Below are 23,414 nucleotides of genomic sequence, written 5' to 3'. Positions count from 1 at the left end.
AAGAATCTGCGCATGGATGCAGATACTAGGTGTGGCCGGCACGTCGACAGTGAGTACGTCGAGCTGGCGGTCGAGGTCTTCAGCATGCTCGCCGACGCCACGCGGGTGCGGATCGTCCTGGCGCTCTCCGACGGCGAGCTGCCCGTGAACGACCTCGCCGCGCAGGTCGGCAAGTCGCCGGCAGCGGTCTCGCAGCACCTCGCCAAGCTGCGCCTCGCCCGCGTGGTCGCGACCCGGCACGAGGGCACTCGGGTCTTCTACCGCCTCACGAACGAGCACGCTCGCCAGCTCGTGTCGGACGCGATCTTCCAGGCCGAGCACCAGCTCGAGGGGACCCCCGCCCACCACCACGACGGAGCCTCTCGTGCCGACCGCCCTGCGTAGCCGCGGCGTCCAGGCGGCGCTGCTCTCCGCGGTGCTCTTCGGTGCAGGGACACCCGCGGCGAAGCTGCTCCTCGACACGGTCAGCCCGTTCATGCTCGCCGGGCTCCTTTACACCGGGTCGGGTCTCGGGCTCGGCCTCATCCGACTCGTTCGACGTTCCCCGCGCGTGCACCTCGCTCGAGGCGAGCGACTGCCCCTCGCCGGAGCGATCCTCTTCGGCGGCGTCCTCGGACCGGTCCTCCTGCTGATCGGCCTCGTGAACATGCCCGCCTCAGGGGCATCGCTGCTGCTGAACGCCGAAGGCGTCGCGACGGCACTGCTGGCCTGGTTCGTGTTCCGCGAGAACTTCGACCGCCGCATCGCCCTCGGCATGCTCGCCATCGTGGCCGGCGCCGTCGTGTTGACCGTCCCGGCCGGGATCGAGTTCGGCAGCGCCTGGCCGTCGTTGGCGATCCTCGGCGCATGCTTGTCATGGGGCATCGACAACAACCTCACGAGGAAGGTCGCCATCCACGACGCGTCCTGGCTCGCCGCCGCCAAGGGCGGTGTCGCCGGGCCCGTGAACCTGCTCCTGGCCTCCCTGCTCGGCGCGCAGCTGCCGGCCATCGGGAACGTCGTCGCCGCGATGGTGGTCGGCTTCTTCGCGTACGGCGTGAGCCTGGTGCTGTTCATCGTCGCACTCCGCCACGTCGGCACCGCCCGCGCCGGCGCGTACTACTCGGTGGCCCCCTTCTTCGGCGCCGTCCTCGCGATCGTGCTCGGCGAACCCGTGACCGTGCCCTTGGTCATCGCCGGCGTCCTCATGGCCGTCGGGATCTGGCTCCACCTCACCGAGCGACACGAGCACGAGCACACCCACGAAGCCGTGAGCCACGACCACTGGCACCACCACGACGAGCACCACCAGCACGAGCACGCCGAACCCGTCGCGGTCGGCACGTGGCACCGACACACGCACACTCACGAACCGATCACCCACACCCACGAGCACTACCCCGACAGCCACCACCGCCACTCCCACTGAGGTGTCTCGGTCGACGACCGGCCGTCAGGCACCACGACGCCCCCGGCCGGCGCCGAGGGCGTCAGTCAGCCGCGATCTCGCGCCATCCCCACCTCGGTGTTCCGGGTACCGACGGCAACGCCGTGCGGTGCGGCCGCTTCGATCCGTCCGAGCTCACTCGTGGAGAGGACGACGTCGGCGGCGGCGACGTTCTCCTCGACCCGAGATGCCTTCGTGGTGCCCGGGATCGGGACGGTTCCTGCCTGGATCAGCCATGCGAGAGCGAGCTGGGCGGTGGTGACGCCCTTCTCGTCGGCGATGACCTTGAGTGCGTCGACGACGCGGAGGTTCGCATCGATGGCTTCGTCGGAGAACCGTGGGAGGCTCCGGCGGGCATCGCCCTCGGGGAGGTCGTCCTTGCGGGTGACGGCACCGGAGAGGAATCCGCGGCCGAGCGGAGAGAACGGCACGAAGCCGATCCCGAGTCCTGAGGCGGTGTCGAGGACGCCGTTGTGCGCGGCGTCGCGCTCGAACAGGCTGTACTCGGATTGGATCGCGGTGATCGGGAAGGTCGCGTGCGCTCGGCGCAGTGTTGCGGCGGAGGTCTCCGAGACGCCGATGTACCGGGCCTTCCCGGCGGTGACCGCGTCGCTCATCGCCCCGATGATGTCCTCGATCGGGACGTTCGGGTCGGCACGGTGCAGGTACCAGAGGTCGACGTGGTCGGTGCCGAGGTGCCTGAGGGAGCGGTCGATCGCGCGACGGGCATGCTCCGGGGAGCCGTCGAGGCCGATCGGTGTGCCGTCGTCCGTGAAGTCCGTCGCGAACTTCGACGCGACGACCACCCGGTCACGGTCAGCGCCGAGGGCCCGTCCGACCAGCCGCTCGTTCTCGAACGGCCCGTACGCCTCAGCCGTGTCGAACAGCGTGATCCCGAGGTCGAGCGCCCGGCGGATGGTCTCGACCGAGCCGGACTCCGTCGCGCCGCCGTAGAACGCGCTCATCCCCATGCACCCGAGCCCCATCGCGGACGTGACGAGGCCCTGAGAGCCGAGAGGAATCTGCTGCATGCGTGTGCTCCGTTCGCCGCCGGATCGTTCCGGACAACCTGACCTTCCACCCTGGTGCGCACACCATGTCAAGCGCGATACTCGATCCCGTGCTCCTTCCCGAAGTCCGCGTCGACGAGCCCGTCACGATCAGCGCCGCCGCAGGCCTGCTCGGCATCACCGTCGACACCGTCCGCTACTACGAGAAGGAAGGCATCGCGCCGGCTCCTGATCGTGGGCAGGACGGGTGGCGCCGCTACGACACGGCTGCGCTGAGCTGGCTCGCCGGGACGGTGATGCTCCGCGGTACGGGGATGAGCGTGCAGGAGATGCGCGAGTACGCGGCCGCGTACCGGGCCGGCGCCGACGATGCCGAGCGTCTTGCGCTCCTCGAACGACACCATGCGACCGTCCTCGCCCGGCAGGCCGAAGTCCAGCGGCACCTGGCCGCGCTGGAACGGAAGATCGACGCGTACCGCCGGACCATCGCTGCAAGGCGGCCCGAGACCGCGGAATCGACGGGTCCTTCGATGAGCGGTCGGAGCCATCCGGCACAGGCGGAAGGCTAGCTCCCCCGCAGCGCTTCCTCGTCCGCCGCGACGTCCTTCTGCACGGCGAACTGGGTCCGGTGCAACTCCTCGTACCGTCCGCCCACGGCCAGCAGTTCCTCGTGGGTCCCACGCTCGACGATCGAACCGTCCTCGACCACGAGGATCAGGTCCGCGCTGCGGATGGTCGACAACCGGTGGGCGATCACCATCGCCGTCCGCCCTTCGAGTGCCTCGCTGAGGGCAGCCTGCACGGCCGCCTCGGACGTCGAGTCCAGCGCGGCGGTGGCCTCGTCGAGGATGACGACGCGCGGCTGGGCGAGCAGGAGCCTGGCGATGGTCATCCGCTGGCGCTCGCCGCCGGACAGCCGGTAGCCGCGCTCGCCGACCATCGTGTCCAGCTGGTCCGGTAGGGAGCGGATGAGCGGTTCGAGCCGCGCGCGCCGGACGGCGTCCCACACTTCGTCCTCGGTCGCCTCGGGCCGTGCGAGGCGCAGGTTGGAGCGGATGGTCTCGTGGAACAGGTGGCCGTCCTGCGTCACCATCCCCATGGTGTGTCGCATGGAGGCGAACGTGACGTCGCGGACGTCCGACCCGGCGAGTCGTACGGCGCCGCTGTCGACGTCGTACAGGCGGGAGAGCAGCTGCGCGATCGTGGACTTGCCGGCCCCGGAGGTGCCGACGAGGGCGACGGTCTGCCCCGGCTCGATCCGGAACGAGACACCGTGCAACACCTCGTCACCGCCGCGGGTGTCCAGCGTGGAGACCTCCTCGAGCGAGGCGAGGGACACCTTGTCCGCCGAGGGGTACGCGAAGCGGACGTCGTCGAACTCGACCGCCACCGGGCCGTCGGGGACGGTGCCGGCGTCGGGCTTCTCCTGGATGAGCGGTTCGAGGTCGAGGACCTCGAAGACGCGCTCGAAGCTGACCACCGCGCTCATGATCTCCACCCGGGCGTTCGCGAGGCTGGTCAGCGGCGCGTACAGGCGGGTGAGCAGGAGGGCCAGCGTCACCACGTCGCCCGTGTTCAGCTGGCCACCGAGTGCGAGGGCGCCGCCGACCCCGTAGACGAGCGCGAGGGCGAGCGCGGAGACCAGGGTGAGGGCGGTCACGAAGACGAACTGCAGCAGGGCACTCCGCACCCCGATGTCGCGGACCCGGGCGGCGCGCACCCGGAACTCCTCCGCTTCCTCGTCGGGCCGGCCGAACAGCTTCACGAGGGTGGCACCGGGCGCGGAGAAGCGCTCGGTCATCTGCGTGCTCATGGCGGCGTTGTGGTCGGCGGCCTCGCGACGCAGCGCGGCGAGGCGGCTGCCCATGCGCCGCGCAGGCACGAGGAAGATCGGGAGCATGACGATCGCCAGGACCGTCACGAGCCAGGACGTGCTGAGCATGACGGTCAGGGTGAGGATCAGCGCCACGAGGTTCGTGACCACGCCGGACAGCGTGCCGCTGAAGGCCTGCTGCGCGCCGATCACGTCGTTGTTGAGGCGGCTGACGAGGGCACCCGTGCGTGTGCGGGTGAAGAAGGCGATCGGCATCTTCTGCACGTGGTTGAAGACGGCGGTCCGGAGGTCCAGGATCACGCCTTCGCCGATGCGTGCGGAGAACCAGCGCGTGGCGAGCGACACGCCTGCGTCGCCCACGGCGACCAGGGCGATGACGACCGCGAGCCAGGTGATCGTGCTGAGCGCGCCCCGGGCGACGATGACGTCGACCACCCGGCCGGCGAGCACCGGTGTCGCGACCGCGAGGACCGCGCCCACGACGGAGAGGACGATGAAGACCACCAGCTTGGCCCGGTAGGGCACTGCGAACGTCATGATCCGCCGCACCGACTCGCGCGAGATGCCGTGCTTGCCGTCCTTGGCGGTCGAGATCTTGTACAGCGAGCTCCAGGCCACGCCTTCCATGCTCATGGCAGTCAGGATACGTCGGTCCCCGTGTCCCTCAGACCGCGGTGAACACCAACGAGGCGTTCTGCCCACCGAACCCGAACGAGTTGTTCAGCGCCGCACGCATGGTCGCAGTCCGAGCCGTCCCCGCCACCACGTCCAGGTCGATCGCCGGGTCCTGGTGCTGCAGGTTCAGCGTCGGCGGCACGACCCCGGTCTCGAGTGCCCGGACCGTCAGGATCGCCTCGACTGCTCCCGCCGCACCGAACATGTGCCCGATGGCGCTCTTCGGCGCGGTGACGAGCGCACCGGTCCCGACAGCACGACCGATCGCCGCTGCCTCACCGACGTCCCCGACCGGGGTCCCGGTCGCGTGCGCGTTGACGTGGTCGATGTCCGCACCGGTGAGCCCGGCCATCCGGATCGCCGCCGTCATCGCGCGCTCCTGCTCGCTGCCGTCCCCGAGCGGGGCGGTGATGTGGAACGCGTCCGACGTGATCCCCCACCCGGCAAGCGTCCCGTGCGACCGCTGTGCGCGGGCGGCGGCGTGCGAGGCCCGTTCCAGGACGACGAACCCGGCACCCTCGCCGAGCACGAACCCGCGGCGGTCGGCGTCGAACGGTCGCGACAACGTGGTGGGGTCGTCACCGTCGGGCTTCGCGAGGGCCTGGGACTGCGCGAACGAGGCCATGGTGACCGGGGTGACCGCCGCTTCGGTGCCGCCCGCGATGACGACGTCGGCCTCCCCGGTGACGATGAGCCGCGCGGCCGTCGCGATCGCCTCGGCACCGGACGCGCACGCCGAGACGGTCGTGTACGCACCGGCGCGGGCGCCGTACTCGATGCTGATCTGCGCCGCGGCCCCGTTGGCCATGAGCATCGGGACGGTCCGGGGCGACACCCGACGCGCGCCCGAGGTCCCGAGCACGTCGTGCGCGTCGAGCAACGTCTCCACTCCCCCGATGCCGGTCCCGACGACGACGGCCAGGCGGTCGCCGTCCACCGCGGGCGCGCCGGCGTCGGCCCAGGCCTCGCCGGCGGCGACGAGCGCGAGCTGCTGGCTGCGGTCGAGTCGGTTCGCACGGACGCGACCGAGTGCGGACTCGGCGTCGAGTGCTGCGTCGGCGCCGACCATGATCGGCACCCGTTCCCAGAGCTGCCCGTCGCGGTGCAGCTCGTGCACGCCGGAGCGTCCGGCGACCAGGGCGTCCCACAGCGGCGCGACGCCGTGGCCGAACGGGGAGACCGCGCCGTAGCCGGTGATGGAGATGTCCACGAGTGCTCCTTCTTGTACGTTGAACAAGTGGAGTTGTACCACGTACAATTCAGAGATGGCAACCACCGACGGCACCGGGACGACCCGCGGCGCAGCGACCCGGGCGAGGATCCTCGCCGCGACCGCCGGACTCCTCAGCGCAGGGGCAGCCGGCGACGCGGGCGGAGCGAGCACCGCACGCCACGCCGTCACCGTCAGCGAGATCGCCCGTGCGGCCGGGGTCTACCCGAACCAGATCACACACCATTACGGCTCGAAGGACCGCCTCGTCCTCGACGCCGCCTTCGCGCTCTTCCTCCGCGACACCACGCGCCTGCAGGCCGCCGGCCGGCGAGCCGGGTCCGCCGACGCGTTCCGTCAGGTGCTCGCACGCACCGCGCTCGCCATGCCGTCGACACTGCTCGTCGTGCGCGCGCTGGCCGCCGCCGGTGACGACGACGCACAGCGGGAGCGCGTGCGACTCCTGCTCGCGGTCCTGTTCCGGCAGTCGGAGCGCTACCTCGAGCGCGTCGTCGCCGAGCACGGCTGGACGAGTCCGAGTGGTGTCGGCCGTGATGCCCGGACGTTCTGGAGCGCGGTGTTCGGCGCGACGCTCCTGGCCGACGCGGGTGTCACCGGCGGGCCGTCGGACCTCGAACTGGCCGGCACGGTGTCCATCCGCTGAGCGCGGGACGACGACCGGCGAGGGCTACTCGCCGAAGCCGCTCCGCACCAGCTCCACCAGCGCGTCGACCGCGACCTGCGCATCGGCGCCGCTCGCCTCGATCGACACGGTGGCGCCCTTCGGCAGTGCCAACGCCATGATCGCCAGCAGGCTCTTCGCGTCCACGCCGTTCACGCGCACCGCTGCGTCGTACTTGGCTGCCGTCTTCACGAACTCCGCCGCGGGGCGGGCGTGCAGGCCGGTCTCGTTCACCAGTTCGACGCTCTCGGACACGGCCACGTCGTCGACGCTGGCGGCCCCGTCACCCGGCCCCGTGCCTCCCGGCTGGTCACCGGACGGACGGGAGGCGCTGCTCGCGTCGTCCGCGGACCCTGCGGCGGACGCCGCGGCAGCGAGCACTGCCTCGGCGTCACCACCCGTCTGGGCCGCGACGGCCGCGGCGACCGCGCCCTCGACCAGGGGCGCCGGCGAGACGTGCACGCGTGCGCGGACGTCGTCGTCGAGGAAGTCGAGCGCCGTGTCGGTGGTCAGGTAGGCCGAACCGAGGTCGCACAGGACGACGACGGCGTCGGCGTCGGCGAGCTCCTCGATGCCGGCGGTGATCGCCTCGAACGACGTGCCGATGCCGCCGTCGTCGGTCCCGCCGGCCGCGACGAGCGGTACGTCGGCCGCCATCTGTCGGGCGAGTTCGACGGTGCCGGAGGCGATCGCGGCGCTGTGCGAGACGATCAGGATGCCGACGGTCACGCGGCGGAGCCCGTCGTCGCGTCCACCGCGGCGCGCAGGATGTACGCCGTCGACTGTGCACCCGGATCGCGGTGCCCGACGGCGCGTTCGCCGAGGTAGCTCGCACGCCCCTTGTGGGCGACGAGCGGTTCGGTGGCCTCGGCGCCCGAGGCGGCGGCGTCGGCCGCGGCGGCGAGCACCGCTGCCGGGTCGTCACCGGCTGCGGCGGCAGCGGTGGCGGCGTCGACCGCGGGGGTCCAGGCGTCCACCATCGTCTTGTCGCCGACGGCGGCCTTGCCGCGCGAGACCACGCCGTCGCGGGCTGCGGCGAGCACGGCGACGAGCGTGTCGGCGTCGAACTCGGTCGCGTCGCCACCAGCCTGGGCTGCCTTCAGGTACGCGGTGCCGAACAGCGGGCCGGCGGCGCCGCCGACGGTCGAGATGAGCTTCGTCGCGACCGTCTTGAGCACGGCACCGGGCGTGTCGAACGACCCGCCATCGACGGCCTCGAGAACGGCGCGGAAGCCGCGATCGAGGTTCTCGCCGTGGTCCCCGTCACCGATCTCGCGGTCGAGCGTGACGAGCTCGGCCCGGTGTTCGTCGATCGTCGCAGCGGTGCGACGGACCCAGTCGATGGCCCATGCGGTGTCGAGCGCCAATGCGGTTCCCTTCGTGTGTCCGGCCCGGTGGGCTCGGTGTCGTGGTCGGTGGTCGAGCGGCCGTACTCGGCCGCTCAGCGGCCCCAGCGCAGTGCCGGGGTCTCCACCGGTGCGTCCCAGAGTGCCGTGAGTTCCTCGTCGAGCACCGTGACGGTGAGCGAGAACCCCTGCATCTCGAGGGACGTGACGTAGTCGCCCACCAAACTACGCGTGACGTCGTACCCGCGATCCGTCAGCACCTCGGTGGCGCGGCGGTAGGCGATGTACAGCTCGGACAGCGGGGTGCCGCCCATGCCGTTGACGAGCAGGAGCAGCTTCGAGCCGGCCGGAGCGTCGAGGTCGGTGAGGATCGGTTCGAGCACACGGTCGACGAGCTGGTCGGCCGGTGCCATCGGGATGCGCTCGCGCCCGGGCTCGCCGTGGATGCCGATGCCGAGTTCGACCTCGTCGTCGGCGAGCGTGAAGGACGGCTCTCCCGCGTGCGGCACGGTGCCGGACGCCAGGGCCAGGCCCATCGACCGCGTGACGTCGTTGACGTGGCGGGCGACCGCGGCGACGGCGTCCAGGTCGTCACCGCGCTCGGCCGCGGCGCCGGCGCACTTCTCCACGACGACGGTGCCGGCCACGCCGCGGCGACCGGCGGTGTAGAGCGAGTCCTGCACCGCGACGTCGTCATTGACGACGACGGACTCGACGCGGATGTCGTCCATCTCGGCGAGCTCGGCGGCGGTCTCGAAGTTCAGGACGTCGCCGGTGTAGTTCTTCACGATGTGCAGGACACCCGCGCCGCCGTCGACGGCCTTGGTGGCCGCGACGATCGGGTCGGGCGTCGGGCTCGTGAACACCGGGCCGGGAACGGCGGCGTCGAGCATGCCGTACCCGACGAAGCCCGCGTGCAGCGGCTCGTGTCCGCTGCCGCCTCCGCTGACGATGCCGACCTTGCCGGCGACGGGGGCGTCGGCGCGGTGCAGGTGGATCGGGTCCTCGACCAGGACGACGTGTCCGGCGTGTGCCCGGGCGAATCCCCGGACGGTCTCGTCGACCACGGCCTGCGGGTCGTTGATGAGCTTTTTCATGCGCGTGCCTCCACGGGTACGGGGCCGAGCCGAGGCGAACTGCACACCGCCGTCGTCGACCGGAGTACGCCCAATCTACATCCGACGACCGGGCGCTCGTTCGTCCGGTCTGCACGTTCGTGCAGTGCGACGGGGACGCGTCACCGGCTCGCGATCCCTTGCAGCGCACGCCGCTTGCACGTTCGTGCACGATCCCGGACTTCCCTCAGGAATTCGTCGCCCCGTCGTTCTCCGCGTCACTATGCTCGGCCTCAATCACTCAACGGGGAGTGCGGCGCAGCACCACCGGACCCCCACCTCACGCACTGGAGGTCACCGATGGACGACATCGGCGTCAAGTTCCTGTCCGAGCTCGTCGGTACAGCGATGCTCATCATCCTGGGTGGCGGTGTCGTCGCCGCCGTCTCCCTCTCGAAGTCGAAGGGCTTCGGGGCCGGCTTCCTCATGGTCACGATCGGTTGGGGCTTCGCGGTCTTCGCCGGTGTCACCGTGTCGTACAAGTCGGGTGGCCAGCTCAACCCGGCCGTCAGCCTCGCCCAGGCCATCCTCGGCAACATCACCGTCGGCGCGATGCTCCTGTTCTGGCTCGCGCAGCTTATCGGTGCGGTCATCGGGGCCGTCATCGTCTGGCTCGCCTACAAGCAGCACTTCGACGAGGAGCCCGACCCCGCCGCCAAGCTCGGCGTCTTCTCCACCGGCCCGGCGATCCGGTCGTACGGCTGGAACCTCGTGACCGAGATCATCGGCACCTTCGTGCTGGTGTTCGTCGTCATCGCCTTCACCAACGGCCAGACCCCGGCGCAGCTCGGCGCGATCCCCGTCGCCTTCCTCGTGATCGCGATCGGTGTCAGCCTCGGTGGCCCGACCGGCTACGCCATCAACCCGGCCCGTGACCTCGGCCCGCGCCTCGCGCACGCCTTCCTGCCCATCAAGGGCAAGGGCTCGAGCGACTGGTCGTACGCCTGGGTGCCCGTCGTCGGACCGCTGATCGGTGGCGCCATCGCCGCCGGGCTGTCCTACGCCCTGCTGCCCGTCGTCAGCTGAACCAACCCAACCCCGGGGTGAGCGGCACGCGATCGCGGGCCGCTCACCGCACCGAACACCCGTAAGGAGCACCAATGGCCGACTACATCGTCGCCATCGACCAGGGCACGACCTCCACCCGAGCGATCGTCTTCGATCACTCCGGCTCGATCATCTCGACCGGGCAGAAGGAACACGAGCAGATCTTCCCGCGCGCCGGGTGGGTCGAGCACGACCCCGCCGAGATCTGGGACAACACCCGCGAGGTGATCGGTCAGGCGCTGTCGCGTGCCGACATCACGCGTCACGACGTCGCCGCCGTGGGCATCACCAACCAGCGCGAGACCGCCGTCGTCTGGGACAAGACCACCGGCAAGCCGATCTACAACGCGATCGTCTGGCAGGACACCCGCACGCAGTCGATCGTCGACAAGCTCGCCGACGGTGACACCGACCGCTACAAGGCCATCGTCGGCCTCCCGCTCGCGACCTACTTCGCCGGTACCAAGATCATGTGGATCCTCGAGAACGTCGAGGGTGCGCGTGAGAAGGCCGAGGCCGGGGACCTGCTCTTCGGCACCACCGACACCTGGGTCCTCTGGAACCTGACCGGTGGCGTCGACGGCGGCGTCCACAAGACCGACGTCACGAACGCGTCCCGCACGCTGTTCATGGACCTCGAGACGCTCCAGTGGCGCGACGACATCCTCGCCGACTTCGGTGTGCCGAAGTCGATGCTCCCCGAGATCGTCAGCTCCTCCGAGGTCTACGGCCACGTCGAGTCGTCCAACCTGCTCCGCGAGGTCCCGATCGCGGGCATCCTCGGCGACCAGCAGGCCGCGACCTTCGGCCAGGCGGCGTTCGACCAGGGTGAGTCGAAGAACACCTACGGCACCGGCAACTTCCTCATCTTCAACACCGGTACCGAGATCGTCCGCTCCGAGAACGGCCTGCTCACCACCGTCGGCTACAAGCTCGGCGACCAGGAGACGCACTACGCACTCGAGGGCTCGATCGCCGTCACGGGCTCGCTCATCCAGTGGCTCCGCGACAACCTCGGTCTCATCGGCAGTGCCCCGGAGGTCGAGGCACTGGCCAAGACCGTCGAGGACAACGGCGGCGTGTACTTCGTGCCGGCGTTCTCCGGGCTGTTCGCGCCGTACTGGCGTCCGGACGCTCGCGGTGCCATCGTCGGCCTGACCCGCTACGTCAACAAGGGGCACATCGCACGTGCGGCCCTCGAGGCGACGGCGCTGCAGACCCGCGAGGTCCTCGACGCGGTGAACGCCGACTCGGGCGTGGACCTGACCGAGCTCAAGGTCGACGGCGGCATGACCGCCAACAACGAGCTCATGCAGTTCCAGGCCGACATCCTCAACGTGCCGGTGGTGCGTCCGGTCGTCGCCGAGACGACGGCACTCGGCGCGGCCTACGCGGCCGGTCTCGCGGTGGGCTTCTGGGCCAACCTCGACGAGCTCCGTGCCAACTGGCAGGAGGACAAGCGCTGGGAGCCGCAGCTCGACGCCGCGGAGCGCGAGCGCACGCTCCGTCTCTGGAAGAAGGCCGTCACGAAGACCTTCGACTGGGTCGACGAGGACGTCCAGTAGCGACGCAGGCGCACGCTGACCGCGTGCACTGAACGCACCGACGGGAGGCCCGGTGCCGGTTCCTGGAACCGGCACCGGGCCTCCCGTCGGTTGCGTCTACTCCGCGTCGGTCGCGGTCGGGACCGCGATCCAGTCCGCCAGCTTGCGGGTGCCGGCGCCGGAGTCGATCGCCTCGGCGGCCACCGCGAGCTGCTCGCGGAAGCGCTGCAGGATCGGGCGGTCGGACTCGGCCGGGTCCTGCGCCAGACGGAAGGAGACCAGTCCCGCTGCGGCGTTGAGCAGCACGATGTCGCGCACCGGGCCGGTCTCCCCCGACAGCACGCGGTGCACGACGCCGGCGTTGTGCTGGGGGTCGCCGCCGAGCAGGTCCTCGGTGCGTGCACGTGCGATGCCGAGGTCACGCGGGTCGAGGTCGTGCTCGATGATGCGCCCGCCGGTGACCTCCCAGATGTGGCTGTGGCCGGTGGTGGTGAGCTCGTCGAGGCCGTCGTCGCCGCGGAAGACCAGGGCGGTCGCGCCGCGGGTCTGGAACACGCCCGTGATGATCGGCACGAGTTCGAGCTGCGCGACGCCGACCGCGTTCGCTTCGCACCGTGCGGGGTTGACGAGCGGCCCGAGGAAGTTGAACACCGTGGGCACGCCGATCTCGCGGCGGACCGGCCCGGCGTGCGCGAAGCCCGGGTGGAACGCGTTGGCGAACGCGAAGGTCAGTCCGACACGCCGGAAGGTGTCCGCGACACGCGCGGCGTCCATCGTGAGATCGAGGCCGAGCGCGGCGAGCACGTCGCTCGAACCGGACTTCGACGAGCTCGCCTTGTTGCCGTGCTTCACGACGGGCACCCCGGCGGCGGCGATGACGATCGCCGCCATGGTCGAGACGTTCACGGTGCCGACCACGTCCCCACCCGTGCCGACGATGTCCAACGCCATCGGGTCGACGTCCAGCGGAACGGCGGCGTCGAGGATCGCATCGCGGAACCCGACCACCTCGTCGACGGTCTCGCCCTTCGCACGGAGCGTCACGGCGAACGCGGCGATCTGTGCCTGGGTGGCGCGCCCGTGCACGATCTCCTCCATGGCCCATGTGGATTGCCTGATCGTCAGGTCCTCGCGCGCCATGAGCGCGCTGATCACTGCAGGCCAAGAGAGTGCGTCAGGCATGGCTCGATCGTAGTGAATTCGAGAGACCCGCCAGTCTCCTGCGAAAACACTGTCTGGGGTTTCGGCCATAATGGAGGACGTGACTAGCACCCCTCTCTCCAGATCCGCCAGCGGTCCGGCCCTGAACAGGCCGAACGCCGTTGCCGTGGGGACGATCGTGTGGCTGGGCAGCGAGGTCATGTTCTTCGCCGGCCTGTTCGCGATCTACTTCACGCTGCGCAGCACGTCCCCCGAGCTGTGGGCGGCCGAAACCTCCAAGCTCGAGGTGCCCTTCGCCTCGGTGAACACGATCATCCTGGTGCTGTCCAGCTTCGCGTGCCAGTTCGCCGTGTTCGCTGCAGAGCGCTTCCAGGTGCACCGCACGAGCTGGAACCCGCGCCACTGGGGCATGACGGAGTGGTTCTTCGTCACCTACGCGATGGGCGCGATCTTCGTCTGCGGCCAGATCTTCGAGTACGCCAACCTCTGGCACGAGGGCGTCACGCTCTCCTCCAGCGCCTACGGCTCGGCCTTCTACATGACGACCGGGTTCCACGGCCTCCACGTCACGGGTGGCCTCATCGCCTTCCTGCTGACGCTCGGCCGCGGCTTCGCCGCGAAGAACTTCGGTCACAAGGAAGCGACCACCGCCATCGTCGTGTCGTACTACTGGCACTTCGTCGACGTCGTGTGGATCTTCCTCTTCGCCGTCATCTACCTTCTCAAGTAGGAACTGGACACCCCCGAGCACATGTTCAACAGAACCAAGACCAAGAAGGGCCGCCGTTCACCGATGGCGACCGTCTCGCTCATCGTCGTGGGCCTCATGACCACCGGCGGTGCGTACGCGCTCTTCAGCTCCACGGCCAACGCCGACGACAGCACGAGCACCGTCGCGGCGACCAGCCAGTCGAAGGTGAACGAGGGCCAGAAGCTCTTCGCCTCGAACTGCGCGACCTGCCACGGCCTCTCCGCCCAGGGCACGAGCGAGGGTCCGTCCCTCATCGGTGTCGGCGCCGCCTCCGTCGACTTCCAGGTCGGCACCGGCCGCATGCCGATGGCCGCCCAGGGTCCGCAGGCCGAAGAGAAGCCCGCGCAGTTCACGGACGAGCAGGTCGACGCCCTCGCCGAGTACGTCGCCTCGCTGGGCCCCGGCCCGGCCGTCCCGTCCACCGAGCTCACCAACGGTGAGGACGGCGACGCGGCCGAGGGTGCCGAGCTCTTCCGCATCAACTGCGCCATGTGCCACAACGTGGCCGGCGCCGGCGGTGCCCTGACCGAGGGCAAGTACGCCCCGAACCTGTCGACGGTCTCCGGCAAGCACATCTACGAGGCGATGCAGACCGGCCCGCAGAACATGCCGGTCTTCAACGACCTGAACCTCACGCCGGAGCAGAAGGCCGACATCATCACGTACCTCAAGTACGTGCAGGACAACAAGTCGCCCGGCGGGTTCGCACTCGGCTCCCTGGGCCCGGTGGCCGAGGGTCTGTTCATCTGGATCTTCGGACTCGGCGCGGTCGTCGCGATGACCGTCTGGCTGACCGCGAAGTCCAACTGATCGTCCGTGTCGAACGACACTGAAGGGAACACCATGGCAGAGCACGACGACGAGACGCTGAACTCGTCCTCGGCTGTCGAGAAGCACGGCACGACCACCTCCCCCGGGATCGCGGTGCTGCCCACCGACCCGTTCGAGAACCCGGGTGAGCCGCCGCACCGCGCGCGCCGCACCGACGTCGACCCGAAGAAGCAGCGCCTGGCCGAGCGTCAGGTCGCGACCTTCTTCTACCTCTCGATCGTCGGCAGCGTCCTCTCGATCGCGGCCTACGTCGCGTTCCCGATCGACTCGAACGACTTCGGGACGGTCCGCACCGCGAACCTCTTCCTCGGCCTCTCGATCGCCCTCGCACTCATCGCGCTGGGCCTCGGCGCGGTCTACTGGTCGAAGTCGCTCGTCGTCGACCGCGAGATCACCGAGCTCCGCCACGGCACCCGCGGCACGGACGCGACGCGCGCCAAGGCCGTCGAGGCCTTCCAGCTGGCCGACAAGGAGTCCGGCTTCAGCCGTCGCAAGCTGATCCGCAACTCGATGATCGGTGCGCTGGCTGCGTTCCCGCTGCCGGGCATCGTCCTGGTCCGCGACCTCGCCCCGGCCGAAGACCCGAACGAGCTCCTGCGCCACACCTTCTGGAAGCAGGGCCTGCGCCTGACGAAGGACCCGACGGGTCTGCCGATCAAGGCCTCGGACGTGACCATCGGTTCGGTGTTCCACGTCATCCCGGACGGCATGCTCGACTCCGAGCACATGCTCGAGGAGAAGGCCAAGGCCTCCGTCCTCCTCATGCGTCTCGACCCGAAGGACCTCAACCCGTCCAAGGGCCACGAGAACTGGGGCTACGACGGCATCGTCGCGTACTCCAAGATCTGCACCCACGTCGGATGCCCGGTCGCGCTCTACGAGCAGCAGACGCACCACCTGCTGTGCCCGTGCCACCAGTCCACCTTCGATGTCTCGAACAACTGCGAGGTCATCTTCGGTCCGGCCGCACGCCCCCTCCCCCAACTTCCGATCGCGATCGACGACGACGGCTACCTGGTTGCCCAGAGCGACTTCCACGAGCCGGTCGGACCGTCCTTCTGGGAGCGTGAACGCTGATGACCAGCACCCCCACCACCACGGCACCGAGCAGCACGGCCAACAAGCCGGCTCCGGAGCGCGGATCCCGCATCATCGGCGGGGTCGCCAACTACATCGACGAGCGCACCAGCATCTCGGGGCTCGTCAAGGAAGTCGGCCGGAAGATCTTCCCGGACCACTGGAGCTTCATGCTCGGCGAGGTGGCGCTGTACAGCTTCGTCGTCGTCCTGCTCTCCGGCACGTTCCTGACGTTCTTCTTCCAGGCCTCCATGGCCGAGGTCGTCTACAACGGCTCGTACGTTCCGCTCAAGGGCGTCGAGATGTCGACGGCACTCCAGTCCACGCTGGACATCTCGTTCGACATCCGCGGTGGGCTCTTCGTCCGCCAGGTCCACCACTGGGCGGCCCTGCTGTTCGTGGCGTCGATCATGCTGCACATGGCCCGCGTGTTCTTCACCGGTGCCTTCCGCAAGCCGCGTGAGCTCAACTGGGTCTTCGGCTTCCTGCTCTGGGTCCTCGCCATGGGTGAGGGCTTCACCGGCTACTCGCTCCCCGACGACCTGCTCTCCGGAAACGGTCTGCGGATCATCGTCGGCATGATCGAGGGTGTCCCGGTGATCGGCGTCTGGATCGCCTACCTGCTCTTCGGTGGCGAGTTCCCGGGCACCGACATCGTCGGCCGCCTGTACACGCTGCACATCCTGCTGCTGCCGGCGATCCTCGTCGCGGTGCTCGGTGTCCACCTCGTGCTCGTCGTGATCAACAAGCACACCCAGTTCGCCGGCCCGGGCAAGACCAACGACAACGTCGTCGGTGTCCCGATCCTCCCGGCGTTCGCCGCCAAGGCCGGCGGGTTCTTCTTCATCGTCGCGGGCATCATCGCCCTCATCGCGTCGATGTTCACGATCAACCCGATCTGGAACTACGGCCCGTACGACCCCTCGCCGGTCTCCGCCGGTACCCAGCCCGACTGGTACATCGGCTTCGCCGACGGCGCACTGCGTCTGGTGCCGCCGCACTGGGAGGTCGTGTGGTTCGGCTACACGGTGTCGTTCAACATCCTGGCGCCCATCGCGGTCCTGGTGCTGCTCATCCTCGCGATCCTGCTGTACCCGTTCCTCGAGTCGTGGATCACCGGCGACAAGCGCGAGCACCACATCCTGGACCGTCCGCGCAACGCCCCGACCCGCACGGCGATCGGTGCCGCCGGCATCACGCTCTACGCCAGCCTCTGGGCTGCGGCGTCGTCGGACATCATCGCGACCCACTTCCTGGTGTCGATCGAACACGTGATCCACGTGATCCAGGCAACGACGGTCCTCGGCCCGTTCGTCGCCTTCTGGATCACGAAGCGCGTGTGCCTCGCACTCCAGAAGAAGGACCGCGAGATCGTCCTGCACGGCTACGAGTCCGGTCGCATCGTCCGACTCCCCCACGGTGAGTACATCGAGGTGCACGAGCAGCTCGACGAGTACGAGCGCTGGAAGCTGCTGCAGTTCAACGAGTACAAGCCGCTCATGATCCGCCCGAACGCCAAGGGGCAGATCACCGTGGTCCAGAAGGCCCGTGCGAGCGTCTCCCGCTTCTTCTTCGAAGACCGCATCGAGCCGGTCTCGAAGGCCGAGCTCGAGGCAGCGCACGCCGCCCACCACGGCCCGGACCTCGAGGGCAGCCACCAGGCCCCGCAGGTCGAGGAAAAGCACTAAGCACGACGACAGGAACCCCCGCCACCACGTGGCGGGGGTTTCTTCGTGCGATGGGCGAAACGCCGCCCCCAGTTCACGGCTGGTTCACCGACACGTGCTGGACTCATCCAGGACGGTGTGGCAACGTGTTGCACCACGCATCCGCCAACGGAATGAGACCCCGATGGACAGCCGGACGGCCGAACACCCCAGGCCGAACCACTTCCTCCTCCACCTCAGCGACACCCACCTCGTCTCCGGCGACGGTGATCTGTACGGCGGGGTCGACTCCGCCGCACGGCTCACCGAGATCGTCGCGGACATCGAAGCATCAGGCACCCGGCCGGAAGCGATCGTCGTCACCGGCGACGTGGCCGACAAGGGCGAACCGGGTGCCTACGCCCGCGTCCGCGAGATCGTCGAGCCGGCTGCCCGCCGGATCGGTGCCCAGGTCATCTGGGCGATGGGCAACCACGACGAGCGCGGCGCGTTCCGTCAGGAGCTCTTCGGGTTGCACCCCACCGACCGTCCGGTCGACTTCGTCTACGACGTCAACGGTCTCCGGGTGATCACTCTCGACACGAGTGTCCCGGGCCACCACCACGGCGAGGTCTCCCCCGAGCAGCTCGACTGGCTGGCCGAGGTCCTGTCCGAGGCTGCGCCGCACGGCACCATCCTGGCGATGCACCACCCGCCCGTGCCGAGCGTGCAGGACCTGACCGTCCTCGTCGAGCTCCGCGACCAGCAGGCCCTGGCCGAGGTGCTGGAGGGCAGTGACGTCCTGTCCATCATCGCCGGCCACCTGCACTACTCGACCAGCGCGGTCTTCGCGGGCATCCCCGTGTCGGTCGCCAGTGCCACCTGCTACACGCAGGACCTCACCGAGTTCCAGGGCGGCACGCGTGGGCGGGACGGCGCGCAGTCGTTCAACCTGGTGCACGTCTACGGCCACAACGTCGTGCACTCGGTCGTCCCGATCGGGCACTACTCCACGGTCGGCGAACCCGTGTCGGCCGTCGAGACCGAGGCCCGCCTCGCAGCGCACGGGGTCACGATCCCGCCCGCGGTCGAGCCGGCTCCGGTGACCTCGAGCATCCCGGTCTTTACGCTCGACTCGGTGCCGGTCTCCCCCGTCCACCGGTAGGTCGCCGCACTTCGTGAGCAGCAATGGTCGGGTCCGCAGTGCGGACCCGACCATTTGTGCTCACCATGTGCGGTGGGCATGCGCCCACGGCGGACGGGAGGCGCGTGGCGGGGCCGCCACGGGCCTCCCGTCCGGCCGGTGGTCACGACCCACCGCGAGACGTGTGTCGAGCGGTCAGCTCGCGTCGTCTGACGGGGCGGGCGCCGACAGGCCGCGACCGGTCGGCGGTCGGCGACGGGGCGGGGCGGTGGGGAGGCGCGTGGCGAGTCCGTCCCGGCCCTCCTGACCGGCCGATGGTCACGACCCACCGCGAGATGTGTGTCGAGTGGTCAGCTTGCGTCGTCTGACGGCGCGGGCGCCGACAGGCCGCGACCGGTCGGCGGTCGGCGACGGGGCGGGGCGGTCGGGAGGCCCGTGGCGGGGCCGCCACGGGCCTCCCGTCCGGCCGGTGGTCATGACCCACCGCGAGACGTGTGTCGAGTGGTCAGCTTGCGCCGTCTGACGGGGCGGGCGCCGACAGGCCGTGACCGGTCGGCGGACGGCGGTCGGCGCCGAGCCCGGAGCCGTGGCTGGGTTTCGGCGCCGGGCTCGCAGGCTCGCCCGGAGCGCGTGGCTGGGCTTCGGCGCCGGGCTCGCAGGCTCGCCCGGAGCGCGACAGCAGAACGCTGGCGCGTTCTAGACGCTGTCGCGCTCCCACGGCGCGGGGAAGGGGAAGTAGCGCTCGAGGAAGTCGGTCACGCGCTGCGTCCGCTCCTCGTCGCTGACCTCCGGGAAACTGCCGTCGTTCAGGCAGAAGAAGTCCGCGTTCCGCTTCTTGAGCAACTCGTCGAGCGACCGCAGCCCGGACTGCATCGTGGTGTCGATGTAGCGGACGTCGGCGTTCTCCTGCGTGATCGCCCGACCCGTGAGCAACGAGTAGTAGTGGTAGAGCGAGTTGGTCACCGAGATGTTCTCGGCAGCACGGAAGCGCGACGCCGCTGTGGCACGGAACTCGTCGGCGAACTCGTGCTCCATCTCCGTCATGATCGACGACCGGAGCGGGGTGGGCGCGTGCTCGAGGTGCCGGGTGGTGACCGCACCGAACCGCTGCTGCAACAGGCGACGGTTGACCCGCGCGGAGTTCTCGAACCCGCTGCGCGCGGCGTTGTTCACGCCGAGGCCGATGCGGGTGGTGGCGAGGATGAACTTCGACACCGACCCCGGGCTGAAGAACACCGAGGGGTCGACGGTGCGGCCGAAGAACATGTCGTCGTTCGAGTAGATGAAGTGCTCGCTGATGCCCGGGATGTGGTGCAGCTGCGACTCGACGGCCTGCGAGTTGTGAGTCGGCAGCACGGACGGGTCGGCGAAGAACTCCTCGCTGCGCACGATGCGGACCTTGGGGTGGTCAGCGAGCCAGTGCGGAGCGGGTGAATCGGTGGCGATGTAGATCTGGCGGATCCACGGTGCGAACGTGTGCACCGAGCGGAGTGCGTACTTCAGCTCGTCGATCTGGCGGAACCGTGCGGGGGCGTCGTCGCCCTCGCCCAGGACGGCCGTCGCCTGCGCTGCCTGGCGGGCGCGCTGGTACTCGATGGCGTTGCCGTCGACCCACGAGAAGACGATGTCGATCGGGAACCGGATGTCGGAGACGTGGTCGTCGAACATGTGCTCGACGGTGCGCCAGGTACGGCCGTAGCGCTCGATGTCGACGAGCACGAACTCGTCGACCGGCAGGCTGCGGCGCATCAGGGCGTTCTCGACGGGCGCGAGCACCTCGGTGTCGGTGAGTCGCCAGAACTCGAGCTGCACGCTCGTCTCGGCGCCGTAGCGCAGACGACCGAGGGGCTCCAGGCGCGGGCGGAACACGCGCAGCACCGGCTCGTCGACCGGCCCGAGACCGTCGTCCTGCACGAGCACGGCCGGTTCGCCCGGCGGCTTCGCGTAGAACGGCTCGTTGACGGCGGCGGCCATGACGGCGCTCTCCGCACGCTGGCGATCGCGCTCGTCGATCGCGATCACCGGACGCTCGTCGTTGCCGCGGATGAGCAGGTGGTCGACGTCGGCCTCGGTCAGCGCGTCGTCGAGGAACAACAGGTCCTCGATCATCGACTGCTGCGGCGTCAGGTGGCCGTTGAGCAGCGTCAGGCGCCCCTTGCGGACGACGACGTCGGGCCGGTCGAGACCGCCGGAGGACGGTCGAGGGGTCAGCAGAGGACTCTCGGTCACCGGCTCGGTCTCGTCGTTCATCCATGCCCTTCGGGTCGTGCTGCCGGGTCCTGTACCCGACCCTGCGATCCTACCGTCCGCCCGCCCGGTCGGTTCCGCAGGCGGTCAGCGGAGCCGGTCAGGAGGCCCGGGGTGCGTCCGCCTCGCGCGGCACCTTGACGGCGATGCCCACCACGATGAACAGGGCGGCAGCCAGGATCTGCAACGCGGCCCACACCTGGCCGGGGATCGGCACCGTGACCAGGGGATTCCAGCAGACGGCGACGGCGGCCATCAGCACGGCGGCCCACCACGTCTTCCCGCGCACCGCGAAGACGAGCACGATGAGGGACAGCACCGTGATGCCCCAGCGGGCGAAGACGAAGCCGGACGAGTCGATGATCGCCACGCACGCGAGCAGGACGATCGCGGCGATGAGCGACGGTGCGAGTGCCGGTCGGGTGAACCCCGGGGTGGCACGGGTGTTCGTCGTCCCCGCGGCCGGTCGGACCGGTGCGGCGGGCACGCCGTTCTGCGACGACCCCACCGGGGGTCGTCCCTTGCGGGCAGCCATCAGGCGGGGGCCTCGTCGAGGTCGATGGCCGTGAAGGACCGGGACATCGGTGGGAGACCCCGCACACGCTCGAGCGCGGGGACCAGCTCGCCGAGGTAGGCCCGGTAGCCCTCGTCGGTGAGGTGCAGGCCGTCGTCGGTGAAGCGGTCGTCGAGGTGTTCGCCGTCCGCCAGCGCGGGCCAGGCGTCGAGGTACTGCGCGTGGCAGGTCGCGACGAACTGCCGCAGGTGCCGGTTCGCCTCCTCGATCTTCGCCGTGTACTCGGCCTGACGGGGCAGGACGGAGACGAGCAGCAGCCGGACACCGGGCAGCTCGCGCCGCAGGGTGACGAGGATCGTCTCGACGTTGCGGACGACGTGTTCGGCGCTCGCCCGGTGGTTGCCGAAGTCGTTCGTGCCGATCAGCAGCACGATCACCTCGGGCTGTTCGGCGACGACCGCGTCGAGCCGTGCGAGCACGCCGTCCGTCGTGTCGCCGCTGATGCCCTGGTTCAGGGTCTGCTCGTCGGGGAGCCAGCTGTCCCACGACCCCTGGGCCGTGATGCTGTCCCCCAGGAACAGGACGGGACTGCGTTCCTCGGTCATGCTGCCTCCTCGTTCGCCGGTTCCGGACTCCCATTGTGCTGGGTCCGGTTGCGCTGCGTCGACTCGGTGTTGTCCGACTCGCGCTCGGCGGCCGCGGTGATGCGCTCGACCATGCCCGGGAAGATGATCCCGTGGAAGGGCAGGATCCCGTACCAGTACAGCCGTCCGGGCAGGCCCTGCGGGAAGTAGATCGCCCGCTGGTGGTAGTCGCTGCCGCCCTCGGGGTTCGGGGTCACGGTCATCTCGAGCCAGGCGCGCCCGGGTGACTTGAACTCGGCGCGGAGCCGCAGGTAGTGACCGCGCTCGAGGCGTTCCACGCGCCACCAGTCGAGGGCGTCGCCCTGCTCGAGTCGGTCCTGGTCACGACGACCACGGCTGAGCCCGACGCCGCCGGCGACCTTGTCCATCCAGCCGCGGGCGACCCAGGCCAGCGGGAACGAGTACCAGCCGTTCTCGCCGCCGATCGACTCGACGACGCGCCAGACGTCCTCCGCCGAGGCGGTCGAGTGCCGCTTCCGGTCGTCGACGTAGACGGTGTGGCCGGCCCAGTCCGGGTCGGTCGGCATCGGGTCGGCCGAGGCGCTCGACAGGGTGGCGCTCCGCCAGCTCGTCTGCACCTCGCCGGAGCGCATCTTGTTCAGTGCGAGTCGGACCGCGCGGCGGTACGAGGTGAGCCCGCCCTCGGGCTGCGGGACGACGTCGTCGATGTCGTGCTCGCGCTGGACGCACTCGAACTGCAGCGATTCGATGATCGGCGTCGCGAGCTTTCGCGGGATCGGGGTGACGGCGTTGAACCAGTGTGCGGCGAGGCGCGGGGTGAGCACCGGCAGGACCGTGATCGGGCGCTGCCGCAGCTTCGCCTCGACCGCGTAGCCGTTGAGCATCTGCCCGTAGCGCAGGACGTCCGGCCCGCCGATGTCGAAGGTGCGGTTGACGTCGGCGGGGACGTCGAGCGCCGCGACCAGGTAGTACAGGACGTCGCGCACGGCGATCGGCTGGATGCGGTTGCGCACCCACCGCGGTGCGGGCATCCACGGCAGGACGTCGGTCACGTGCCGGATCATCTCGAACGAGGTGCTGCCGGAACCGATGACGACGCCGGCCTGGTAGGCGATCGTCGGCACGCCGGAGTGGAGCAGGATCTCCCCCACCTCTTTCCGGCTGCGCAGGTGCTTCGACAGGTCGCCGTCGGGGTGCAGGCCGCCCAGGTAGACGAATCGGCTGACGCCGGCACGCTTCGCCTCGTGCGCCATCGTCTCGGCCGCCTGCCGTTCCGCGGACTCGAAGTCGCCGTCGGCACCCATCGCGTGGGCGAGGTAGTACACGGCCTCGACGCCGTCGACCGCGGCGCGGACCGCGTCGGCGTCCTGCAGGTCTCCTTCGGCGACGTCGACGTCGCTGCTCCACGGGACGTCCTGGAGCTTCCGAGGGTTGCGCACGAACACGCGCACGGAGTGTCCGGCTTCGAGGAGACGGGGGACGAGACGACCGCCGATGTACCCGGTGGCGCCGGTGACGAGGACCTGCATGCCCGGAACGCTACGCGGCA

At 69.8% G+C, this 23,414-nt stretch carries 22 protein-coding genes; 11 read left to right on the top strand and 11 right to left on the bottom strand.

Features of this window, described 5'->3' with window-relative positions; translation table 11 throughout:
- The first annotated feature begins 12 nt into the window (after window positions 1–12).
- Entirely contained in the window at window positions 13–384 is a 372-nt protein-coding gene (locus ACIPV1_RS02900; RefSeq protein WP_123938009.1) for a metalloregulator ArsR/SmtB family transcription factor, read from the top strand.
- Complete coding sequence (locus ACIPV1_RS02895; RefSeq protein WP_123938010.1) at window positions 365–1,408, top strand: DMT family transporter; 1,044 nt, start codon at window positions 365–367, stop codon at window positions 1,406–1,408. Before ACIPV1_RS02900 ends, ACIPV1_RS02895 begins: the two co-directional genes overlap by 20 nt.
- 65 nt (window positions 1,409–1,473) lie before the next feature.
- Here ACIPV1_RS02895 and ACIPV1_RS02890 read toward each other — a convergent pair whose 3' ends face one another.
- Complete coding sequence (locus ACIPV1_RS02890) at window positions 1,474–2,457, bottom strand: aldo/keto reductase (protein ID WP_123938011.1); 984 nt, start codon at window positions 2,455–2,457, stop codon at window positions 1,474–1,476.
- Window positions 2,458–2,546: 89 nt separating this feature from the next.
- Between ACIPV1_RS02890 and ACIPV1_RS02885 the strand changes: the two genes are divergently transcribed.
- The gene (locus ACIPV1_RS02885; protein WP_166673173.1) at window positions 2,547–3,005 is read left to right on the top strand and encodes a MerR family transcriptional regulator; all 459 of its coding nucleotides are present in this window, start codon (window positions 2,547–2,549) and stop codon (window positions 3,003–3,005) included.
- Here the strand turns inward: ACIPV1_RS02885 and ACIPV1_RS02880 are convergent.
- Together ACIPV1_RS02880 and ACIPV1_RS02875 are read right to left on the bottom strand one after the other, a co-directional pair.
- On the bottom strand, window positions 3,002–4,903 hold the full coding sequence (locus ACIPV1_RS02880; RefSeq protein ID WP_123938013.1) for an ABC transporter ATP-binding protein: 1,902 nt from the start codon (window positions 4,901–4,903) through the stop codon (window positions 3,002–3,004). The genes ACIPV1_RS02885 and ACIPV1_RS02880 overlap by 4 nt on opposite strands.
- A 31-nt stretch (window positions 4,904–4,934) precedes the next feature.
- Window positions 4,935–6,155, bottom strand: coding sequence for a beta-ketoacyl synthase (locus ACIPV1_RS02875; protein WP_123938014.1), 1,221 nt, complete (start codon window positions 6,153–6,155; stop codon window positions 4,935–4,937).
- Between the two features lie 55 nt (window positions 6,156–6,210).
- Here ACIPV1_RS02875 and ACIPV1_RS02870 point away from each other — a divergent pair, with 55 nt between their 5' ends.
- A complete protein-coding gene (locus ACIPV1_RS02870) occupies window positions 6,211–6,819 on the top strand; it encodes a TetR/AcrR family transcriptional regulator C-terminal domain-containing protein (RefSeq protein WP_123938015.1) in 609 nt (202 codons plus the stop codon).
- A gap of 24 nt (window positions 6,820–6,843) precedes the next feature.
- On the opposite strand, the gene dhaM is transcribed toward ACIPV1_RS02870, so the two are convergent.
- The 3 genes from dhaM to dhaK all read right to left on the bottom strand — a co-directional run bounded on the left by dhaM (window position 6,844) and on the right by dhaK (window position 9,280).
- A complete protein-coding gene (gene dhaM / locus ACIPV1_RS02865; RefSeq protein WP_123938016.1) occupies window positions 6,844–7,566 on the bottom strand; it encodes a dihydroxyacetone kinase phosphoryl donor subunit DhaM in 723 nt (240 codons plus the stop codon).
- Window positions 7,563–8,204 carry a dihydroxyacetone kinase subunit DhaL gene (dhaL, locus tag ACIPV1_RS02860; RefSeq protein ID WP_123938017.1) on the bottom strand — a complete coding sequence of 214 codons (642 nt, stop codon included), beginning with the start codon at window positions 8,202–8,204 and terminating at the stop codon, window positions 7,563–7,565. The genes dhaM and dhaL overlap by 4 nt, the downstream gene beginning before the upstream one ends.
- A gap of 74 nt (window positions 8,205–8,278) precedes the next feature.
- The gene (gene dhaK, locus ACIPV1_RS02855; RefSeq protein ID WP_123938018.1) at window positions 8,279–9,280 is read right to left on the bottom strand and encodes a dihydroxyacetone kinase subunit DhaK; all 1,002 of its coding nucleotides are present in this window, start codon (window positions 9,278–9,280) and stop codon (window positions 8,279–8,281) included.
- A gap of 318 nt (window positions 9,281–9,598) precedes the next feature.
- On the opposite strand from dhaK, the gene ACIPV1_RS02850 reads away from it, so the two are divergent.
- Together ACIPV1_RS02850 and glpK are read left to right on the top strand one after the other, a co-directional pair.
- The gene (locus ACIPV1_RS02850) at window positions 9,599–10,324 is read left to right on the top strand and encodes an MIP/aquaporin family protein (RefSeq protein WP_111084024.1); all 726 of its coding nucleotides are present in this window, start codon (window positions 9,599–9,601) and stop codon (window positions 10,322–10,324) included.
- Between the two features lie 74 nt (window positions 10,325–10,398).
- Complete coding sequence (glpK, locus tag ACIPV1_RS02845) at window positions 10,399–11,910, top strand: glycerol kinase GlpK (protein WP_111084025.1); 1,512 nt, start codon at window positions 10,399–10,401, stop codon at window positions 11,908–11,910.
- A 96-nt stretch (window positions 11,911–12,006) separates the two neighbouring features.
- On the opposite strand, the gene trpD is transcribed toward glpK, so the two are convergent.
- Window positions 12,007–13,071 carry an anthranilate phosphoribosyltransferase gene (gene trpD, locus ACIPV1_RS02840; protein ID WP_402725755.1) on the bottom strand — a complete coding sequence of 355 codons (1,065 nt, stop codon included), beginning with the start codon at window positions 13,069–13,071 and terminating at the stop codon, window positions 12,007–12,009.
- Window positions 13,072–13,141: 70 nt separating this feature from the next.
- Here trpD and ACIPV1_RS02835 point away from each other — a divergent pair, with 70 nt between their 5' ends.
- The 5 genes from ACIPV1_RS02835 to ACIPV1_RS02815 all read left to right on the top strand — a co-directional run bounded on the left by ACIPV1_RS02835 (window position 13,142) and on the right by ACIPV1_RS02815 (window position 18,520).
- Window positions 13,142–13,780 (top strand): heme-copper oxidase subunit III, encoded by a 639-nt coding sequence (locus ACIPV1_RS02835; protein WP_111084027.1) that lies wholly within the window; start codon window positions 13,142–13,144, stop codon window positions 13,778–13,780.
- Between the two features lie 21 nt (window positions 13,781–13,801).
- A complete protein-coding gene (locus ACIPV1_RS02830; RefSeq protein ID WP_123294420.1) occupies window positions 13,802–14,611 on the top strand; it encodes a cytochrome c in 810 nt (269 codons plus the stop codon).
- Window positions 14,612–14,644: 33 nt separating this feature from the next.
- A complete protein-coding gene (locus tag ACIPV1_RS02825; protein WP_111084029.1) occupies window positions 14,645–15,709 on the top strand; it encodes a ubiquinol-cytochrome c reductase iron-sulfur subunit in 1,065 nt (354 codons plus the stop codon).
- Entirely contained in the window at window positions 15,709–17,397 is a 1,689-nt protein-coding gene (locus ACIPV1_RS02820) for a ubiquinol-cytochrome c reductase cytochrome b subunit (protein WP_131880102.1), read from the top strand. Before ACIPV1_RS02825 ends, ACIPV1_RS02820 begins: the two co-directional genes overlap by 1 nt.
- 163 nt (window positions 17,398–17,560) lie before the next feature.
- Window positions 17,561–18,520 carry a phosphodiesterase gene (locus ACIPV1_RS02815; protein WP_123938020.1) on the top strand — a complete coding sequence of 320 codons (960 nt, stop codon included), beginning with the start codon at window positions 17,561–17,563 and terminating at the stop codon, window positions 18,518–18,520.
- A 675-nt stretch (window positions 18,521–19,195) separates the two neighbouring features.
- Here ACIPV1_RS02815 and ACIPV1_RS02810 read toward each other — a convergent pair.
- The 4 genes from ACIPV1_RS02810 to ACIPV1_RS02795 all read right to left on the bottom strand — a co-directional run bounded on the left by ACIPV1_RS02810 (window position 19,196) and on the right by ACIPV1_RS02795 (window position 23,394).
- Window positions 19,196–20,749 carry a stealth conserved region 3 domain-containing protein gene (locus ACIPV1_RS02810; RefSeq protein WP_131880098.1) on the bottom strand — a complete coding sequence of 518 codons (1,554 nt, stop codon included), beginning with the start codon at window positions 20,747–20,749 and terminating at the stop codon, window positions 19,196–19,198.
- 97 nt (window positions 20,750–20,846) lie between these two features.
- Window positions 20,847–21,281: a DUF6804 family protein gene (locus ACIPV1_RS02805; RefSeq protein WP_194647769.1), complete on the bottom strand. Its 435-nt coding sequence runs from the start codon at window positions 21,279–21,281 to the stop codon at window positions 20,847–20,849.
- Window positions 21,281–21,865, bottom strand: a complete 585-nt coding sequence (locus tag ACIPV1_RS02800; RefSeq protein ID WP_132100356.1) for a GDSL-type esterase/lipase family protein — start codon at window positions 21,863–21,865, stop codon at window positions 21,281–21,283. The genes ACIPV1_RS02805 and ACIPV1_RS02800 overlap by 1 nt, the downstream gene beginning before the upstream one ends.
- Window positions 21,862–23,394, bottom strand: a complete 1,533-nt coding sequence (locus ACIPV1_RS02795; RefSeq protein WP_123294425.1) for an SDR family oxidoreductase — start codon at window positions 23,392–23,394, stop codon at window positions 21,862–21,864. Before ACIPV1_RS02795 ends, ACIPV1_RS02800 begins: the two co-directional genes overlap by 4 nt.
- Window positions 23,395–23,414 lie beyond the last annotated feature (20 nt).

This window comes from Curtobacterium sp. NPDC089991 (genome assembly GCF_044748425.1).
Classification (GTDB): Bacteria; Actinomycetota; Actinomycetes; order Actinomycetales; family Microbacteriaceae; genus Curtobacterium.
This window is presented reverse-complemented; position numbering and strand designations above follow the sequence as displayed.

Excerpts from the sequence above, each read along its gene's own strand:
- ACIPV1_RS02900 (WP_123938009.1), top strand. The coding sequence starts at position 13 with ATGGATGCAGATACTAGGTGTGGCCGGCACGTCGACAGTGAGTACGTC.
- ACIPV1_RS02890 (WP_123938011.1), bottom strand. The coding sequence starts at position 2,457 with ATGCAGCAGATTCCTCTCGGCTCTCAGGGCCTCGTCACGTCCGCGATG.
- ACIPV1_RS02880 (WP_123938013.1), bottom strand. The coding sequence starts at position 4,903 with ATGAGCATGGAAGGCGTGGCCTGGAGCTCGCTGTACAAGATCTCGACC.
- ACIPV1_RS02870 (WP_123938015.1), top strand. The coding sequence starts at position 6,211 with ATGGCAACCACCGACGGCACCGGGACGACCCGCGGCGCAGCGACCCGG.
- dhaK (WP_123938018.1), bottom strand. The coding sequence starts at position 9,280 with ATGAAAAAGCTCATCAACGACCCGCAGGCCGTGGTCGACGAGACCGTC.
- ACIPV1_RS02850 (WP_111084024.1), top strand. The coding sequence starts at position 9,599 with ATGGACGACATCGGCGTCAAGTTCCTGTCCGAGCTCGTCGGTACAGCG.
- glpK (WP_111084025.1), top strand. The coding sequence starts at position 10,399 with ATGGCCGACTACATCGTCGCCATCGACCAGGGCACGACCTCCACCCGA.
- trpD (WP_402725755.1), bottom strand. The coding sequence starts at position 13,071 with ATGCCTGACGCACTCTCTTGGCCTGCAGTGATCAGCGCGCTCATGGCG.
- ACIPV1_RS02835 (WP_111084027.1), top strand. The coding sequence starts at position 13,142 with ATGGAGGACGTGACTAGCACCCCTCTCTCCAGATCCGCCAGCGGTCCG.
- ACIPV1_RS02830 (WP_123294420.1), top strand. The coding sequence starts at position 13,802 with ATGTTCAACAGAACCAAGACCAAGAAGGGCCGCCGTTCACCGATGGCG.
- ACIPV1_RS02825 (WP_111084029.1), top strand. The coding sequence starts at position 14,645 with ATGGCAGAGCACGACGACGAGACGCTGAACTCGTCCTCGGCTGTCGAG.
- ACIPV1_RS02820 (WP_131880102.1), top strand. The coding sequence starts at position 15,709 with ATGACCAGCACCCCCACCACCACGGCACCGAGCAGCACGGCCAACAAG.
- ACIPV1_RS02815 (WP_123938020.1), top strand. The coding sequence starts at position 17,561 with ATGGACAGCCGGACGGCCGAACACCCCAGGCCGAACCACTTCCTCCTC.
- ACIPV1_RS02810 (WP_131880098.1), bottom strand. The coding sequence starts at position 20,749 with ATGAACGACGAGACCGAGCCGGTGACCGAGAGTCCTCTGCTGACCCCT.
- ACIPV1_RS02805 (WP_194647769.1), bottom strand. The coding sequence starts at position 21,281 with ATGGCTGCCCGCAAGGGACGACCCCCGGTGGGGTCGTCGCAGAACGGC.
- ACIPV1_RS02800 (WP_132100356.1), bottom strand. The coding sequence starts at position 21,865 with ATGACCGAGGAACGCAGTCCCGTCCTGTTCCTGGGGGACAGCATCACG.
- ACIPV1_RS02795 (WP_123294425.1), bottom strand. The coding sequence starts at position 23,394 with ATGCAGGTCCTCGTCACCGGCGCCACCGGGTACATCGGCGGTCGTCTC.